This window comes from Aquimarina rhodophyticola, assembly GCF_042434915.1.
Taxonomy (GTDB): domain Bacteria; phylum Bacteroidota; class Bacteroidia; order Flavobacteriales; family Flavobacteriaceae; genus Aquimarina.
This window is the reverse complement of sequence record NZ_CP170198.1, coordinates 985,267-1,003,221: the sequence shown is the minus strand read 5'-3', so window position 1 is coordinate 1,003,221 and position 17,955 is coordinate 985,267. Positions and strand designations below refer to the sequence as shown.

The following is a 17,955-nucleotide window of genomic DNA, read 5'->3' as shown; positions in this document are numbered from 1 at the left end:
TTTATATTATAGCTAACAATTTTACTTACTCACTTTTAGCAATTACTATTATTTTATTTTCTCGATATAATCTACTATTTTATCGTAAGTCAATCTATTATTAGTACAATCAAAGGATTTAACGTTTTGGGAATCAATAAAGTCTTTAAAATCAGCACAATCCCTAAAAATATTAAATTCTGATTTTTTAAAATCCCAAATTAATCCTTTTGTATTTGTATAATATCTCGTCCCATTATCGTTCATTTTATAAATCGCTCCACGCGCTAAACCAGCACTTAATCCTATTTGCCAATGGTTGATAATGCTTGCTTCTGTATATAAATAATTATTCCCGCCTTTTAGAACTAAAACAAACTGACTGCTCGCAGAGGTTGCTGAAGACAATGATTTGTCGTTACTATCCCTATTCTTGATGATAGCACCTGTTCTAAAATACAAATTTCCATTATAAACCACAGCAAATGCTTTTTTAATTTTTTTTCCTAATACCAAGTCTATAAAAAAGCATCTTCTAATCATGGAGTCAATGTGGTCTTTGGGAAATCTATTTTTTACTCGAACCGAATGACGCAAGGAAGGGGTCTTTCTAATAAAATCCTCTTTTGTTTCATATATTCCATTTTGATAATCAAGCTTATCAACCTGTTCTGCTGAAAAGACTTTCTGAGCATTTAGGTGTATTGTTGTCAGAATATAAAACACTGTAATGAAATGTATTTTAATCATTGATGTATCTATTGATAGGTTTCTTTTTAATTTTAGCAAACAACATTATCCAGTCACCTTTGCTAACTATACTCCTTATTTACAATACACTAAACAAAAGTACGAAGTGGGATTAGTAATGCGTTTTGAAAGTCCCTAAACTACATATTTTATTATAACAACGCTACTCAACTACAAAAACAGATTTTATAAATCTATCCAACTTGGGGGGAATCAAACCAACGAATCGATTCGCTTAGCACTATAACGTTCAAAATTATTGGAAGAAAAGTAAAAAGTGGAGCAGAAATGCTTGCCTTATTGTTTTACTTAAAAAAGAGCCTATACAAGCTCAAAATACTGTTTTTAAGCAACGGGTACTGGCGTTAGCAACTGCTATTTTTCCATACATTCTGTTTCTCCGCTTTCTTATATAATTTTTTTAGTTCTTTTTCTATTTTACGAGATACTTTACGGTATTGTTTTTCTGTCCAATTTGCGCCTAAACAATTTACATCTTTATCCATCATTATTAAATTCAGTGTTTGAGTCGATTTTTCAATTTTTATTTTGTCCGTTGTTAGTCCAATCATTTGAAATTCCAGGATGTCATTTTCGGTTACTATTATTTTATAACAACCATCTTGGTCAGATATAAATTCCGTTCCGCTATTCAGATTTGTAATTTTCACGCCGAATAAGCAATTGAGTTTTTCATCAACTATTTTTCCGCTTAACTTTGATCCAGTTTGAGCAAAAGTCAAATTAGAAATTCCAATTATTGATAACAGTATGATTTTTTTCATAGTTGTTGCATAGAGTAGCGCCTGATAGCGCTACTCCTATTTATATTTATTAAAGATATAACTATTCTAGAACTATCAGTGCCCCCGTCATCAAACCATACGTAAACTTTTTGCTCATACGGCTTACATTTAGCGTTCTTCATTTCGCTTTCAAGAGTGTTTTAGTCGTGCATACTTTTCTATGTACAGTAGTTTATAACGTATAATCATACAGATGCTGGTGACCATCATATTAAACAATGGATCACATATAGGATGCCGAGCAAGTTATTTAAAAGCTATTGAAATATTGATAATCCTACTAGAATTATCAACATTCTAACAGCTAATCATTAACAATATGAAATAATTTAAAAAATAAATATTAATTATAAGGAACTAGTCTAGTGCTTTTTATAGGATACGGTAGTAAAAAGTTAATTCCAAACATAGTTTCCGATTAAACGGTTTCCTTCTACAAAAGTACCATCTGGTTTTTGAATCGTAAAACCATTTTCATTATTTATATTCCGAATCATTTCGTTAATTTGATTAATCGAGCGGATATAATGAGAATGAACATATGACCTGTGAGTCCAACGAATTTCATTTCCTCCCGATTCTTCAATCCACCAAGTAATTTCGCAATTTGGGCACCACCCTTCAGAATTCCACAGACCACTACCATCTTCGTAAAATTCAAAAATACCGTAGTAAAGATCTTTCATAATCTCAGCTAGTTCTTCAATCTCTGATTGAGTAAAGACATGACCATCTTTACTTTCAATCTCATATATCTCAACTCTATCTAGAACCCAAGGACTTTCTTGAACAAGTATTTTAGAGTAATCAATTATAGCTTCTTCAGATTCGTCTGAATTGCATGAAATAATTAAAAAAAGAAATAAATATTTAAATGATCTCATCGTGTATTGCTTAATTGTTTAGTAGAATAGCGCCTAATAGTCCTACTCCTATTTGTATCTGTTATCTGTTATCTGTTATCTGTTATCTGTTATCTGTTATCTGTTATCTGTTATCTGTTATCTGTTAAAGATATAAAAAATTTAGAACTATCAGTACCCCCTTCATCAAACCGTACGTGAACTTTTCGCTCATACGGCTTACCGATAGCGTTCTTCATTGCGCTTTCGAGAGTATTTTTAAGCGCGCAAGTTTCTCTATGTACAGTAGGTAACTAAGGTTTCATAGGGCCGCTGGCGTAGCACCCGATACGCTTTTCTTCTTTTGCCTTCATCCATTTATAAAGCTTGTAATCTAAATGCTTCTTGAGGATCTTCACCGTTTCCCAGATGTGAGTGGTTTTAGCTATCGAAAAGTTGTTCAACCAATCGCTCAGAGTTTGATTCAGTTTACAAAAAATCCACTCTATACTCCATGACGTCGTTGGTTGAACAACTCGCTTAGTTTGGTAAATTACTTACTTCGGGATTTCATACTAGGACGAACATTGGTATAACTTCTCTTGTTCCAACTGAACTTGGATCGGAGCACACGAAACTCAAAACCTAGAAAATATAAACCACTCTTATTCGTATGTAGTATTTTAGTCTTTTCCTTGTTAAGAGATACTCCCGTATATTATTATAGAAAACTAGCGCTTAGACTCAAAAATTTATACCAAATTCATCTTTTTAAATGATTTGTGAAACGGTTACCATTGTTAGCATTTCGTTATTTTTCATCCAAAGTTTTTATCAGACCAAAACATAATTGGTCAATATTCCCCATTTTTTCATTAAATGCAGAAACATTGGATAGTATTATTATTCCATTTGTATTTTCTAAATCTAAAGCCATTGACGAAGTCTAACCTCCAGTTCCTCCATTATGCCAAATCAATTCACCTCCATTTTTCCTTTTTAAAATATGCCATCCAAGTCCTATGTGCATATTGTCATTTACTTTAAAAGTTGGCTTTTGGGTTAGAGTTAATTCATTATTTGTATTATCAAATTGAGCTAAACCAAATTTGGATAAATCTTCCACGGGAGAAAATCGCTCCACCACCAACTAAAACATCAAAATCCCAATTTGAAGTTGTATTTCCGTTTGGTTTTAATCTTTTAACAAGTTTACTTTTATATTTTCTCTTGTACTTGTAGAATTTACCATTTTATACTTTGTAAATATTTTCTCTTGTAGTAGAGATTTATTATAGGATTTTGAAATAGTTGCTAATTCAAATCCCAAAATTCCAGCGTCAGGGTTAGAGTATTCATATTTAATTCCAGGCTCTTGATTTAGTTCCACCTCTTTTGTTAAATAACTTACAAGCTTTTCTTTATCATAATTTTTATAAGGATTGTCTTGGTCAACAAACAAAAAATCTAAATTTGACGGTAATTTTGGAAGTCCAGATGTATGATTTGCAAGTTCTTTGAAAGTTATTCTGTTTTCAGATTTAATTTTAAAGTCAAGATAATCTTGGACGTTATCATTCAATTTTAGTTCTTGGTCGCTTACTAAATTTGACAATAATCTTGCTGTAAAAACTTTAGTTATTGAACCTATTTCAAAAGTATTCTTGTAATTTTCAATTAACGTAGTTGTATCAGTTTTTCCATTTTTAATTAAAGTAATCGAAAGTTCAATGTTATTTGGAAATGATTTGGTTTTAAAAAATAGAAGTTCAGACTGTTTTTTAGTAATTCCTCCATTTGAGATTTTAATTCCATTTTCAGCAATAGTTGTTTGTCCATTGGAACAACTCGAAATTATTAATCCGATTAATGCAGTTAAATATATTCTCATTCGTTTTGTCATAATGAATGCCAACGTCCCGTGTAAGAAACGTTGGGCAATAAATAAGTGCTATCGTTTCGGTTTATTATTTAGCAAAATATTTATATTTTGCTTTTATCATTTTTACTATAAAAGCAAAGTTTTATATTTAGAGGACTTTGTTAACGATTCACAAATCTTTTGGTTTAGCACAAATGCCCTATGTTTTTTATACCGTGTTAACAACTGCCTTTTTTTAGTTCAGCATTTTCTTAATTCTAATAATCCAATCATTTTTCATTTTTTCCGTTTTGATTTTTACTTTCTTTATTGGGTTAAAATCAACTTCGTATGCTGTTTCAATTATCCTCTTTTTTGGTTTATAGATTTTTCCAGTTTCATCCTCGATAAAAGGGTAACAATAAATGGTGTTTTTAAATCTCGGATTGTCAATCGGTATTTCAAATTGCATAATTGCTTTTTTTATAAAACTCTTTTCAAATCCGTGGATAGACAATTCTTTATTCAGAATTCCTCTCAATTTACTCAAATCCGCTTTTAATGGCTTTATATCCGTTTCAATCGGCTTAATTTTGCTATTTAAAATGTCAATCTCGATTTCCTTTATATTTTTTTCACGAGCAATGTAGTTTAACCAATCAGCCATATATCCACCATCATAATATCCAAGTGTACTCAAATAACTCAAGGCAAGATTTCCTGGTATTCCATTTAAGTTTCTCGTTTTTCCCATCGTTGGTTTTAGCTTGTGGCTAACGGTTCGTATAACCGAAGTTACGGGATTAAAGTTGCTGTTTTTCGGTTTAGCACAGACGTTAGCAATTGGGAGTGGATTCGGACGTAGCCAATCCGCCGTAATTGCGGTTATACATTGTTACCTGCAGTTGTTTTATTATTATGCCAATTCCTCCGAAATAATTTCAATTTCTTTTTCTTTAGAATTAATTACTCTGATTTCTAAATAGTCAAATCCATTTCGTTTTAACTTTTCTTCAGAAATGATTTCTCCTGATATCAGTTCAATTTCTCCATTTTCATTTTTAAAATCTTCTATTTCTTCATCGTAATCAATTCCATAATAAACTTTGACTATGATTTCAAAAATTTCATTTCCTTCCTCATCTTTGTAAATAGTTTCCGTTGGTCGATTTTTCAATTGCTCATCTGTATATTCGTCACAAAACATTGCATCATATCCGTGTCTACAACCATCGAAAAGTAGAATTTTGTCTTTTGTTTCAATTTCTTCGGCAATTACAAGTGTTTGTGAAAAGTCAGTGCCTACTATTAAACCAGTATCACTAATTTTATGTCCTTTGAATGTTTCAGTCATCAGTTCTCCATAAAATTTTATTCGGAATTTTATATTTCCGGAAAGTGATTTTATTTGTCCTCTCCATTCAATATTTTTATCAATCCCTTTAAAATAGGATTTGTTATCATATGAAACGATATTCTCAAAATATGTTGGCGGTTGAAAATTTGTTGGATTCATTTCTTACGTTCTGTTGTGTTTAATTGCAGGTAACGTTAAATATATGGCAAGTTGAGCAGAAAATAAGCGATTACTTTCGGTTTAACCACAAGCCAAATATTTTGTATTTTGTTTTAATTTTTCTCCTTTAATACCAAATCACAAGATTTGGCGACTTCGCAAACAGACAACAACCTTTGGATTAAACACTAATCGCCAATTTGCTATATGATAGTGTTGTAGTGTCGTTATTATTCATTTACAAATTTTCCATTTTGCCATTCTATCCAAGTAATTGAATTGTTCCAAGTCAATTTGAAGTTGGAAAATAAAAAACTCCAATCCAACCAAGCAGAACCATTGTCAAGGTCAATTAAACCACTTATACAATACTTGTTTTTTGAGATGGCTTTGTTTTCAAGAATCAACCAATCATGAAATAATTCAATGTCAAACTGAATTTCTTTCGGTTCAATGTTTTCTTTGCCTGGAATTCCCGAGAAATCTAACCTTAATTTCTCTTCATTAATTCCGTCAAACACAAGTTCACATTTCCCAAGAATTAATCCTTCATCAATTTCTTTTTCTAGATAGTTATCCAATTTAGCCCAATCTATAGTCAAGATTAGTTTATCTTTAGTTATCTCAATTTTTTCAATGTGAGAATCGTGAAGACTTAATCGGGCAATATTTTCGATGATTTTTTCTTTCATATTGGCGATGCACTACAACGGACTTGTGTATGGAACGTAGCGTGCAAAAAGACACGAACTTTTCGGATTAACACAGAGCCGAATTTTTATATTTTGTTTTTATTTTTTCTCTTTTAAAAAGCCAAATTAAAAATTTGGCGGACTTTCTAAATATACACAAACCTTTCGGTTAAGCACTTATTAGCTATGTTTTATACACCGTGTTGTGTAGCGTTATTTTCCTCCTATTTTATCTCCTTCTTTGGCATTCAACTTTACTTCACTTAAATAACTCAATATTTTTCCTTTTGAGTTTACATTTCCGACATATCCATATTCTGGTGAGTAATAAAGAAAATATTCTTTGCTTTTTTCTTTGTCTTTATTGGTTAATTGTTTGCAATGAACTTTTATACAGTTTATGTATTTTTTTGAAGGTGTTTTGAACTTCTGATTTTCTGCTATTACTTCGTAACTCCAGCTTTTGTCATTTTCTGTCCATTTATCTCCAAGTTTTGGGTTTACAGGTAGAACTATTGATTCTTCAAAAGTTTTTTTATCAATATGATAGTAGTTTTCAGTTCCTTTTCTATAAAATGTCGTATCAACATCTCCCCAACCATATTTTCTATATTTCACGTAATATTCTCGGTCAGCTATAATTTCTTTTTCATTATCAAAAGATTCGAAATAGTAACTTTTTCCATATTTATAATACTTGGCACTCCTTGAATTTTCAAAAAGACTTATATATCCATCCATTTTTATTTGAGTGAATGAAAAAATAGTTATTGATAAAATTATAATTCCGATTATTTTTCTCATTTGTGGTTTTGTTTAATGCTACACAACGGTTAATGTATAGTTTCGTAGCGGGCAAACTCGAAAAAGAATGTTCCGCACAGCTCAAAGATAGCAAATGCGCGTGAAATTCCGTTAGGAATTTCAGCCGCTATGAACTTATACATTTTGTTATGCTCTGGCTTTTATGAAGCCTGTATTTTGTAAACTTGCTTAGCAAAGCGATAATTTCTTACGAAACCCTTGCGTATTGCTTTTCTAACTCTCGCGATCGCTTTGCTGCCATTGGAATAGGCTTAACCAACGCAAGTTCGCTACCGCGTACAGCGTCCGAATCCAAGAAAAGCTCCAACTTTTGAATCGGTAAAAATCTTTCAAAAAATACTCAGGTCTTTGCAGTGTAGCCCGTCCGTGTAGAGTCTGTTTGCATATTGCTTTTCAGGTGCTGTTTCCACTTCTAATGCTTGGGCATAACGTCTAGTATATGCGGCGTGACCAGCTTTTGCTGGGCATGATCGTCATATACATTGTTAACTATAGTTTTTTCATTTTTTGTGCCATAATTTTGTCCATATAATAATCAGACTTTTCTAGATTTTCAATTATCATTTTAAAATTGTTTTCATCCTTATTTTGAGACATTTTTTGTTTAATTTTTATCTCTGTAGGTATAATTTTTATTCCTAAAGCACCTTTCATTTCTTTTTCTACAAACTCTTTGCCCATTTTTTCAACTGTCATAGGACATTTTTGAGAAGGTTCATATTTATCGGTTAATTTTTTTAAATGATTGTATAACTCGTCATTAGACATAATTTCTACAGTTCCATATATTTGAACCGCTTCATAGTTCCAAGTTGAAACATTTATATGGTCGTACCAAGAAGAAGAGATATAAGTATGTGCTCCTGTAAAGTCACATAAAACTTCTTGCTCAGTTTTTTTAATATTTCTTGCCACTGGATTTGCTCTATTAAGATGAGTTTCTATAAAGAAATCATCTTTTTCAATTCCATTTATGAGCATCATTGATTTAGTTGAAATAATTTTATCTTTAAATATAATTAAGTTAGAAAATGAATTTTCTTCAATAATTTCTTTAAGAAGTTCAAAGTCCTCTGATTTAAATAATCTTGGTAGAAGCATATTTTTTTTGGTAATTATAGTTAACGCTTAATGTATAGTTTCGTAGCGGGCAAACTCGAAAAAAATGTTCCGCATAGCTCAAAGATAGCAAATGCGCGTGAAATTCCGTTAGGAATTTCCGCCGCTATGAACTTATACATTTTGTTATGCTCTGGCTTTTATGAAGCCTGTGTTTTGTAAACTTGCTTAGCAAAGCGATAATTTCTTACGAAACCCTTACGTATTGCTTTTCTAACTCTCGCGATCGCTTTGTTACTATTGCAATAGGCTTAACCAACGCAAGTTCGCTACCGCGTACAGCGTCCGAATCGGGAAAAGCTCCAACTTTTGAATCGGTAAAAATCTTTGAAAAAATACTCAGGTCTTTGCAGTGTAGCCCGTCCGTTAAACGTATTGCTTACGTTCTGCTTTTCAGGTGCTGTTTCCACTTCTGATGCTTGGGCATAACGCTTAATGTATAGTTTCGTAGCGGGCAAACTCGAAAAAGAATGTTCCGCACAGCTCAAAGATAGCAAATGCGCGTGAAATTCCGTTAGGAATTTCAGCCGCTATTAATCTATACATTTTGTTATGCTCTGGCTTTTATGAAGCCTGTTCTTTGTAAACTTGCTTAGCAAAGCGATAATTTCTTACGAAACCCTTGCGTATTGCTTTTCTAACTCTCTCGATCGCTTTGTTACTATTGGAATAGGCTTAACCAATGCAAGTTCGCTACCGCGTACAGCGTCCGAATCCAGGAAAAGCTCCTATCGTTTGAATCGGTAAAAATCTTTTAAAAAATACTCAGGTCTTTGCAGTGTAGCCCGTCCGTTAAACGTATTGCTTACGTTCTGCTTTTCAGGTGCTGTTTTCACTTCTGATGCTTGGGCATAACGTCTCGGCTATGATTAGTGCGGCGCGGAAATTCAGGGAATTTCGAGCCAGCACAAGCAAAAGCTTTGAGCTGTTTTTAGTTTGTTAGGATAAAAATAGGGAAAAAGCTTTTGCGACGATGCAAATCAGCTAACATTTCGGCTATTACAGGCTCCCGCATTAATTATAGGTCTTGTTGTGTGTTCGTTTTATTTATAGGCATAGAGTTTCAGGTCAGATTTATTTTTCTCTAATTCAAAAACTCCGACATTATTGATTTCTTTTTCTATTTGATCTATGTCTTGTGTCTACTTTTTAATTAATTGCCTTGTTGCTCGCTTATTTTTGATAATTTCATATTCAATTGGAAATTGAATCCATTCAACTTCTTTATATAGTATTGGTTCAATAAAAAATGGTTTAAAATCAGTAGTTATAAAAGAAGTGTTTTTAATTTCATCACTATGGACTAATTTAAAGTTAACAAAAATCTCATCAAATTTTTCTGTTAAGGATTCCATTAGTTTATCCCATTTAGAATCACTCATAAATGATGAACTGAATTTATTATCTATTATTTTATTTAAATTCATTTTAGATTTTTGGATACGATTTTATGAAATTTTTTAAGTCAGTTTTTTTGCTTGGTTGTAGATCTTCTTCATGATAAAAGTATACATCTGGATTTTCATTTCCATCTGCTTTAAAATACCAAAACATATATCCTTGATGCATCATAAAAACAAAATCCTTATCAGTTAAGAAATTACTCGCATTATCCTCTTTCAGTAAATCCAAAGCCCATTCTTTTAATTCTTTTCTGTTATTAAATAAGTCAGTTCCGACCAAGCCTTGAGGAATAGAATTCTTACATTTTTTATAAAACTCTTTGTAAACCTCTGGAAAAGTCAAGTTTTGTTCTTTTTCCAGTTTATCTAATTCATCCATAATTTATTTCAGAAATGACACACAACGGACTTGTGTATGGAACGTAGCGTGCAAAAAGACACGAACTTTTCGGATTAACACAGAGCCGAATTTTTATATTTTGTTTTTATTTTTTCTCTTTTAAAAAGCCAAATTAAAAATTTGGCGGACTTTCTAAATATACACAAACCTTTCGGTTAAGCACTTATTAGCTATGTTTTATACACCGTGTTGTGTAGCGTTATTTTCCTCCTATTTTATCTCCTTCTTTGGCATTCAACTTTACTTCACTTAAATAACTCAATATTTTTCCTTTTGAGTTTACATTTCCGACATATCCATATTCTGGTGAGTAATAAAGAAAATATTCTTTGCTTTTTTCTTTGTCTTTATTGGTTAATTGTTTGCAATGAACTTTTATACAGTTTATGTATTTTTTTGAAGGTGTTTTGAACTTCTGATTTTCTGCTATTACTTCGTAACTCCAGCTTTTGTCATTTTCTGTCCATTTATCTCCAAGTTTTGGGTTTACAGGTAGAACTATTGATTCTTCAAAAGTTTTTTTATCAATATGATAGTAGTTTTCAGTTCCTTTTCTATAAAATGTCGTATCAACATCTCCCCAACCATATTTTCTATATTTCACGTAATATTCTCGGTCAGCTATAATTTCTTTTTCATTATCAAAAGATTCGAAATAGTAACTTTTTCCATATTTATAATACTTGGCACTCCTTGAATTTTCAAAAAGACTTATATATCCATCCATTTTTATTTGAGTGAATGAAAAAATAGTTATTGATAAAATTATAATTCCGATTATTTTTCTCATTTGTGGTTTTGTTTAATGCTACACAACGCCAAATATATGAATCGGAGCAAGGCAAGAAAGCCTAAACCAATAAATTTATCTGCGCATTTTTATTTCTTGTTTAATTTATAAAAATCTAGCGCTATTGCAAAAAGGAAATGACCTTTCGATCTAGCACTAAACTTTGCTCTGATTTCATATATGATGTTAACGCCTTTTATTTTTCCAATTCTAAAATTTCGCTCATTTGAGGAGTCGTTTTAGAATATAATATTGTTATTGTGTCGCCCAAGGATATTGTCTTTTCAGGATTCTCTTTAGTTGATGTGTGATATAATTTATTATCAACAAAATACTTAGCCTTAACAGACCAAACGTCGGCTCTACTTTTTCGCTTAACCAACCAAGCTTTTTCAATTATTCCGTAAGTCTGTTTTCCGTTGTTTTTTAATTCCATATCGCTTTGCATTCCAAGCCATATGCCAAATGGAATTCCCAGAAAGACTGAAACATATGTAATCCCAGTTCTTACTTTTTTGGTAAGAGAAGTTAATTCCAATGATTTATATAAAAAATATGGTAAAATCAAGAATATAGCTCCGAAAACAACCCATCTCATTATTCCACTTCCAGAATAGAAAATATCTTTTGGTAGAATAAAGAGTATTATACACCATACAGCTAGATAAAAAAATGGGAATAATTTGTTTAAGCTCATTTTAAGGTTCGATATTCAGTTTTAATTGGTGTTAACGTCTCTTGTATGGTGCGTTTGCTTCCCGAAGGGAGCAAATGAACTATACAAATTGTTAGCATAAGTTTTTATTTTTTAATGATTTTATAACTAAAAGATTTTTCTGTTGTATTTAAGTATATGAAGTAAAGCCCCCTGGGTATAAAGTCAAGATTTAAAATTTTATTTTTTACATTGCCCTCTGCAACAAGACTGCCATTAATGTTATAAATCTGATAAGTATTCAAATTAAAGTTATTATAATTAATGTTCAAATTTGTTGAAAATGGGTTAGGATAAACACTAGGACGATCTAGATCTGTTTGCTGTTTTTTACTATTATTCTGTTTTGATAATATAAAAGGAATATTGGGAATTGTGATTTGACAAGAAGTTCCATAATCAAAACTGAAGTTATCTCCTTGAGATCTCGCTTTTACACTGTAAGTTGTTCCCCAATTTAAAAAGCTGACATTATTTAGATTCAGAATTGTTGAACTTCCATTACCAACATATTGCTTATCACCATCATGTTCAAATTGAAAAATATAATTTGTTGCATTTGGAATTTTGTAACACTCAATTGTCATTTGGTTAATTGGTATTGTGGTATTACAATATTCTTCCGCAATCTTAGTTTTGCTAGGAATTGTTATTTGACAAGTTTCACCATAATCAAAGCTAAAATTATCACCCTGTGATCTTACTTTTACATTATAGGTTATACCTGGTTGTAAAAAGCCTACATTGTTTAAATTCAATATCGTAGAATTACCATTTCCAACATATTGTTTATTACCATTATGTTCAAACTGAAAGATATAGCTTGTAGCATTTAAAATCTCATAGCATTGTAGAATCATTTCATCAATTAAAATATTTGAATTGCAGTATTCAGGTAGAAGTTTAGTTTTATGTGAAATAGTTATTTGACAAGAATCTCCATAGTCGTAACTAAAACCATTACCTTGAGATCTAACTTTTACATTATAAGTGATACCTCGTTGTAAAAAATCTACGTTGTTTAAATTCAGTATGGTAGGATTACCATTTCCGACATATTGTTTATTACCATTATGCTCAAATTGAAAAATATAGCTTGTCGCATTTGGTATTTCATAACATCTAATTGACATATCATTTGCAAACAAAATACTATCACAATCTTCAACAATCAATTTAGTTTTATTTTGTTGAGGAGGAAATTCTTCAGTGATTCTAAAATTATCTATATATATAGAATGATCATTGGTGAGACCCGACCTATAGTGTCCAAATTTTATGGAATTCGAAACAGGTTCAGGAGGTGTATTATTATTTGTAAACGCTATATTAGGAGATTCTAATTTACCAGCTTGATCATTAGTATTACCAATGCTACATTTATAAGTAGGAAAATTTTCTCCACCATAAGTTATTTTTTGATCAATAACAATGGGGTTTCTGTTTATCCATATTTGTAAAAAGCCATAATCCTGGTTATTTCCAATTTTCTCCTTTTCAGACCAATTTAATTTAAATATAAATTCATTCCATTGCCCCTTTTTTATGGCATCACTAATTTCAACTCTAGCATATCTTTCATTTATAGTATTTGAATTATATAAAATCATTCCTAGATTTCTCGCGGAGCTATTTGGAAGTTCAGGATTATGAGCATAAGACATTGTTAGAATCTTTCTTTCGGTTGCACTTGGAATTCCATTTAGATACTTATTATTTAGGATTTGTGTAATTATATGCCAGCCTGCACTTTCTTCAATAAACTCTTGATCGCTTGGAATAAATACTTCCCAACTATAGAAGTAAGTTTTATGATTTTTATTTTCTAGGTTAAAAGCAACTTCAGAGCGAGATCTTGGAAAGCAAGCCATTTGTGGATGATCATTCTTATGAACAGTCAGTTTTAATGATTTTCCTATTGAAGTATGTTTATTACTTAAATCCCAGCTATAGCCTTTGGCTTCCTGAGTAATTGTACTTTGAAAACAAATTGTTGTATCCCTTTGGCGTGAGACACCGAGAAGACTTCTGTTTTCCATATAAAATGCATCATTTTCAAATGTTTGTAAATATATTTCCGAAGTTTGAGAAAAGGTTATGTTTATTGAGAGTAAGAGAAGTAAGCTATTTAATATTTTTTTCATAATTATTCTTATCAATTTATGCTAACGCTAAATATATGAATCGGAGCAAGGCAAGCATACCTGAACCAATTGATTTATCTGCGCATTTTTATTTCTTTTTAAACTTATAAAAATTTAAGCGCCATTACAAAAGGGAATAATATTTCGATCTAGTACTAAACTTTGCTCTGATTTCATATATGATGTTATCAACTTTTCTTGTCAAATCTGATATTGTAAACCTAATGAAAACACTGAAGTGTTAACATTTTGGCGTTTAATTAGCCCGTAAGCATAGCGTATTCCGATTCTTAATTTTTCAGACAAATTATATCCCAAGTCTAGAATTGCACCTAATTCAATTTTTTTAGAATCTGGCTCAAGTTGGAAGAAATCACCTTCTATTACTATTTCAGTATCGTATTCTATTTTTCTTTTAATACTATAGCCTAACTGTGGACCAATTTGCATCTCTATTTTATTATTGAAATGAATATTAGCAGTTATAGGAAGTAAAATCATTGACTCATTTATCTTTCCTTCAATATTTGAAAGCGAAATAGGTGAATTTGGATCACCATTATTAAAAACTCTGTTTGGATCAATTGAAAAATCTCCTCCTTGTAAAGAGAACATTAATTCTGGTTGTATAGAGAGTTTTTCGGTAAGATTAATATTTACAAATCCTCCAATTAAGAACCCCACTTTTCCTTTATAATCAGTTGGAATTTCACTTTCCGCTTTTAATAAAGAAGAGTAGTTCATTCCTGCGATCATTCCGAAATTGATTTTTTGATCTTGTGAAAAGATTGAATTGAATGTAATTAATAATGCTCCAAGAGCTAAATAAAGTTTTTTCATTTATCACTTTTTGTATTGTTGATAACGGTTACGTATAAAAATAGTGCGTAGTTTGAGTGCGAGGATTTTCCGAAGGAAAATCAGAAGCAAGCAAACAGGCACTAACTTTTGATTTAGAAATAAACTTACGCATTATTTTTAGCATCCATGAAAAAGCAGAAAGTCCAGTATCTTTAAAGTTCACTAAAAACAATTAAGATATGAAATCTGAACAAACTGCTCAACCAAAGTTATACATTGGCATTGATATCCACAAACGTAGTTGGAGAATTCATTGTGCTACCGATCTATTTTCTGGAAAGTCCTTTACAATGCCTCCAAATCCAGAGATACTTAAGGCGTATGTCTATAAACATTTTAAGAATTATGAGGTATCTACCGCTTATGAAGCAGGCTGTTGTGGGTACTATGCACATCGGAATTTTGAGCAGTATGGATGGCGCTCATTGGTTGTGAATCCCGCTGATATTCATCGCAAAGGAAAAGAGCGGTTTACCAAAACCGACAAAATCGATGCACAACGTATCGCAAGAGAACTAAAAGACGCACGATTGGAGAGTATCCATATCCCAACAATAGAGCGAGAGCAACTGCGAAGCCTTTTTAGAAGACGTAACGATCTAGTCAAAGATTTTAGACGCGTTAAGAGTTATATAAAAATGCAGTTGCTCTATTTTGGAGTAAGTATTCCCAAAGCCTATGATAATGATCATTGGAGCCATAAGTTTAGAGATTGGGTGGATGCTGTAGTATTTGATCATCCTACAGCCCGGGAGACCCTCGATAGTAGAATGCGAAGCTTTAGATTTATAGATCAAGAACTAAGAAGTGTCTCTACAAAACTACGAGCATATTGTCGTAAACATTTTAAGAAAGATTATTATCTATTACGTAGCATTCCTGGTATTGGTGGTATTGTAGCCTGTGGTATTATTTGTGAGCTAGGTGATTTACGTCGATTTCATAGCATAAAACATCTAGCAGGTTATGTGGGGCTAGCGCCAGGGATTCATCAAAGTGGAGATAATCTAAAACACACTGGTATAACCATGCGAGCACACAGACTTATGCGCAGCTATTTTATAGAGGCCTCATGGCAAGCCATACGCACTGATCCAGTCATGCAAGCCTATTATAGAAAACATATAGGAAAGAACGTAAAGAGTATAATCATAAAAGTAGCACGTAAATTATTAAGTAGAACCTTAGCGGTTATAAAGAACGAAATACCATACACTATAGGGGTTATAGAATAATATAAACATATAACAAAGCTCATACAGAAGTAGCAAAACCTGAAGCACAAAACAACGTAGGTGAACCAGAGAATTAGGTATCACACATTTATAGCAAGTGACCAGGTTTATTATAACGTATAATCATACAGATGCTGGTGACCATCATATCAAACAATGGATCACATATAGGATGCCGAGCAAGTTATTTAAAAGCTATTGAAATATTGATAATCCTACCGGAATTATCAACATTCTAACAGCTAATCATTAACAATATGAAATAATTAAAAAAATAAATATTAATTTTAAGGAACTAGGCGAGTGCTTTTCATAGGATACAATGTTGTACACAGTACTTTATTTCCATTTAGCTATTAATTCCGTCACACCGTTTTTAATTCCGTTATAGAATTCTCCACTTTTAAATTCAGGTATGATAGTTTTCTCAATTACTTCTTTGCAGATTTCGTCGGTTAAAATTAGTTCAGTTCCAAGTCCAGTTGCAATTCCGATTTGTCGACAAGGTTTACAGACTACTATTGCGAGTCCGTTATTTTTCTTTGCTGCTCCAACTCTCCAATCATTTCCTAAATCAGTTGCGTATTTTTGGATTTCAACATAGGGTTTAATGCTATCTACGGTTACAACTAGAATTTGTCTCTTAGTCTTAACATCATAATCATAAAGAATGTTTGTTAATTCAGTCCGTTGTGATTTCGTGAATATTTGTCCGTAATCGTTTATAATTCCGATTGGTTTTGGAAAAATATCCATTTCCATTTCCAAAGAACATAATGCTATAGTTTCTTTTGCTGAATCTTTGCAAGAAAGCAAATTTAAGGTCAAAAGTAGTATTAATATTTTTGCTACGATTTTCATTTCAGGTATTGTGTACAACGGTCTCGTATAACCGTCAGTTACGGTTTTAAAGTTAATAATTTTCGGTTAAACACTGACGTTAGCAATTCCGAGTGGATTCGGACGTAGTCGAATCCGCCGTAATTGCGGTTATACATTGTTGTGCAACGTTTTTTTAGTTCAATTGCATCTGTAAATTTCTCACGAAACTTATTCTCAATTTCCTTAATTTTTGTTTTAAAGATTGTTGATGTTCCGTCAAAACTTATAATTTCAATTTCGCTTTGTTTGTTTAAAAATTCATTCGGTTTATTCCAAATATCAGAGTTTAAGTCCGCATAAGGCAATTCCGTTTTTTTTAGTTTAGGAATGTCATTTTTAAATCCGCAAAACACACACCAAATAAAATCAATTTTGCGGTTTCTTATGATTTCCAAAAGTTCAATTCCGCTAAAAGTTATTCTGTCCGATTCAAAATTCAGTTTTTCAATTCCGCCTTTTTGGTCGAAATCTAAAATTCGATAATCTTGATTTGTTAACAGCCAATTTAATTCTGAAAACTCCTTTTCAAACGGTTCTACTATTTCATACAAATCCGTGTGAAATTCAACTTGTTTTGTGTTTTCTAATATTAACGCCATCGTTTTTTTTAAATGTTGCATAACGCTTAATGTATAGTTTCGTAGCGGGCAAACTCGAAAAAGAATGTTCCGCACAGCTCAAAGATAGCAAATGTGCGTGAAATTCCGTTAGGAATTTCAGCCGCTATGAACTTATACATTTTGTTATGCTCTGGCTTTTATGAAGCCTGTATTTTGCAAACTTGCTTAGCAAAGCGATAATTTCTTACGAAACCCTTGCGTATTGCTTTTCTAACTCTCGCGATCGCTTTGTTACTATTGGAATAGGCTTAACCAACGTAAGTTCGCTACCGCGTACAGCGTCCGAATCGGGGAAAAGCTCCAACTTTTTAATCGGTAAAAATCTTTGAAAAAATACTCAGGTCTTTGCAGTGTAGCCCGTCCGTCAAACGTATTGCTTACGTTCTGCTTTTCAGGTGCTGTTTCCACTTCTGATGCTTGAGCATAACGTCTCCGTATATGAAAAGTAGCGCTGAAAATAAGCTGTTACTTTTCAGATGATACACAAGCCGAATTTTTAAATTTTACTATTTATC

At 31.9% G+C, this 17,955-nt stretch carries 20 protein-coding genes; 1 reads left to right on the top strand and 19 read right to left on the bottom strand.

All coding sequences use genetic code 11. The features are described from left to right. Positions 1-48: 48 nt before the first annotated feature. The 17 genes from ACE939_RS04305 to ACE939_RS04225 all read right to left on the bottom strand — a co-directional run bounded on the left by ACE939_RS04305 (position 49) and on the right by ACE939_RS04225 (position 14,682). Positions 49-729 carry a hypothetical protein gene (locus ACE939_RS04305; RefSeq protein WP_378187550.1) on the bottom strand — a complete coding sequence of 227 codons (681 nt, stop codon included), beginning with the start codon at positions 727-729 and terminating at the stop codon, positions 49-51. A 365-nt stretch (positions 730-1,094) separates the two neighbouring features. Next, positions 1,095-1,514 (bottom strand): carboxypeptidase-like regulatory domain-containing protein, encoded by a 420-nt coding sequence (locus ACE939_RS04300; RefSeq protein ID WP_378187549.1) that lies wholly within the window; start codon positions 1,512-1,514, stop codon positions 1,095-1,097. Between the two features lie 416 nt (positions 1,515-1,930). Then, entirely contained in the window at positions 1,931-2,419 is a 489-nt protein-coding gene (locus tag ACE939_RS04295) for a hypothetical protein (protein ID WP_378187548.1), read from the bottom strand. Between the two features lie 769 nt (positions 2,420-3,188). Next, positions 3,189-3,314, bottom strand: a complete 126-nt coding sequence (locus ACE939_RS04290) for a hypothetical protein (protein ID WP_378187547.1) — start codon at positions 3,312-3,314, stop codon at positions 3,189-3,191. 9 nt (positions 3,315-3,323) lie between these two features. After that, on the bottom strand, positions 3,324-3,521 hold the full coding sequence (locus tag ACE939_RS04285; RefSeq protein ID WP_378187546.1) for a hypothetical protein: 198 nt from the start codon (positions 3,519-3,521) through the stop codon (positions 3,324-3,326). Between the two features lie 51 nt (positions 3,522-3,572). Then, positions 3,573-4,268 (bottom strand): serine hydrolase domain-containing protein, encoded by a 696-nt coding sequence (locus ACE939_RS04280; RefSeq protein WP_378187545.1) that lies wholly within the window; start codon positions 4,266-4,268, stop codon positions 3,573-3,575. Positions 4,269-4,494: 226 nt separating this feature from the next. Further along, entirely contained in the window at positions 4,495-4,992 is a 498-nt protein-coding gene (locus ACE939_RS04275; protein ID WP_378187544.1) for a hypothetical protein, read from the bottom strand. A 162-nt stretch (positions 4,993-5,154) separates the two neighbouring features. Further along, positions 5,155-5,754, bottom strand: a complete 600-nt coding sequence (locus ACE939_RS04270; RefSeq protein ID WP_378187543.1) for a hypothetical protein — start codon at positions 5,752-5,754, stop codon at positions 5,155-5,157. A gap of 230 nt (positions 5,755-5,984) precedes the next feature. Continuing rightward, a complete protein-coding gene (locus ACE939_RS04265) occupies positions 5,985-6,446 on the bottom strand; it encodes a hypothetical protein (RefSeq protein WP_378187542.1) in 462 nt (153 codons plus the stop codon). 213 nt (positions 6,447-6,659) lie between these two features. Continuing rightward, positions 6,660-7,250, bottom strand: coding sequence for a hypothetical protein (locus ACE939_RS04260; RefSeq protein ID WP_378187538.1), 591 nt, complete (start codon positions 7,248-7,250; stop codon positions 6,660-6,662). A 510-nt stretch (positions 7,251-7,760) separates the two neighbouring features. Next, positions 7,761-8,372, bottom strand: coding sequence for an FMN-binding negative transcriptional regulator (locus ACE939_RS04255; protein WP_378187541.1), 612 nt, complete (start codon positions 8,370-8,372; stop codon positions 7,761-7,763). A 1,160-nt stretch (positions 8,373-9,532) separates the two neighbouring features. After that, positions 9,533-9,817 carry a DUF6678 family protein gene (locus ACE939_RS04250; RefSeq protein ID WP_378187540.1) on the bottom strand — a complete coding sequence of 95 codons (285 nt, stop codon included), beginning with the start codon at positions 9,815-9,817 and terminating at the stop codon, positions 9,533-9,535. 1 nt (position 9,818) lies between these two features. Beyond that, positions 9,819-10,172, bottom strand: a complete 354-nt coding sequence (locus ACE939_RS04245) for an SMI1/KNR4 family protein (protein ID WP_378187539.1) — start codon at positions 10,170-10,172, stop codon at positions 9,819-9,821. 220 nt (positions 10,173-10,392) lie between these two features. After that, positions 10,393-10,983: a hypothetical protein gene (locus tag ACE939_RS04240; RefSeq protein WP_378187538.1), complete on the bottom strand. Its 591-nt coding sequence runs from the start codon at positions 10,981-10,983 to the stop codon at positions 10,393-10,395. 196 nt (positions 10,984-11,179) lie between these two features. Then, the gene (locus tag ACE939_RS04235; RefSeq protein ID WP_378187536.1) at positions 11,180-11,680 is read right to left on the bottom strand and encodes a hypothetical protein; all 501 of its coding nucleotides are present in this window, start codon (positions 11,678-11,680) and stop codon (positions 11,180-11,182) included. Positions 11,681-11,784: 104 nt separating this feature from the next. Further along, complete coding sequence (locus tag ACE939_RS04230; RefSeq protein ID WP_378187534.1) at positions 11,785-13,842, bottom strand: heparin lyase I family protein; 2,058 nt, start codon at positions 13,840-13,842, stop codon at positions 11,785-11,787. 201 nt (positions 13,843-14,043) lie between these two features. Further along, complete coding sequence (locus tag ACE939_RS04225) at positions 14,044-14,682, bottom strand: porin family protein (protein WP_378187510.1); 639 nt, start codon at positions 14,680-14,682, stop codon at positions 14,044-14,046. Between the two features lie 200 nt (positions 14,683-14,882). Here ACE939_RS04225 and ACE939_RS04220 point away from each other — a divergent pair, with 200 nt between their 5' ends. After that, positions 14,883-15,938 (top strand): IS110 family transposase, encoded by a 1,056-nt coding sequence (locus ACE939_RS04220; RefSeq protein ID WP_378187506.1) that lies wholly within the window; start codon positions 14,883-14,885, stop codon positions 15,936-15,938. 339 nt (positions 15,939-16,277) lie between these two features. Here ACE939_RS04220 and ACE939_RS04215 read toward each other — a convergent pair whose 3' ends face one another. Both ACE939_RS04215 and ACE939_RS04210 read right to left on the bottom strand, forming a co-directional pair. After that, a complete protein-coding gene (locus ACE939_RS04215) occupies positions 16,278-16,799 on the bottom strand; it encodes a TPM domain-containing protein (protein ID WP_378187532.1) in 522 nt (173 codons plus the stop codon). Between the two features lie 38 nt (positions 16,800-16,837). After that, positions 16,838-17,440 (bottom strand): hypothetical protein, encoded by a 603-nt coding sequence (locus ACE939_RS04210; protein ID WP_378187531.1) that lies wholly within the window; start codon positions 17,438-17,440, stop codon positions 16,838-16,840. Between the last annotated feature and the right edge of the window lie 515 nt (positions 17,441-17,955).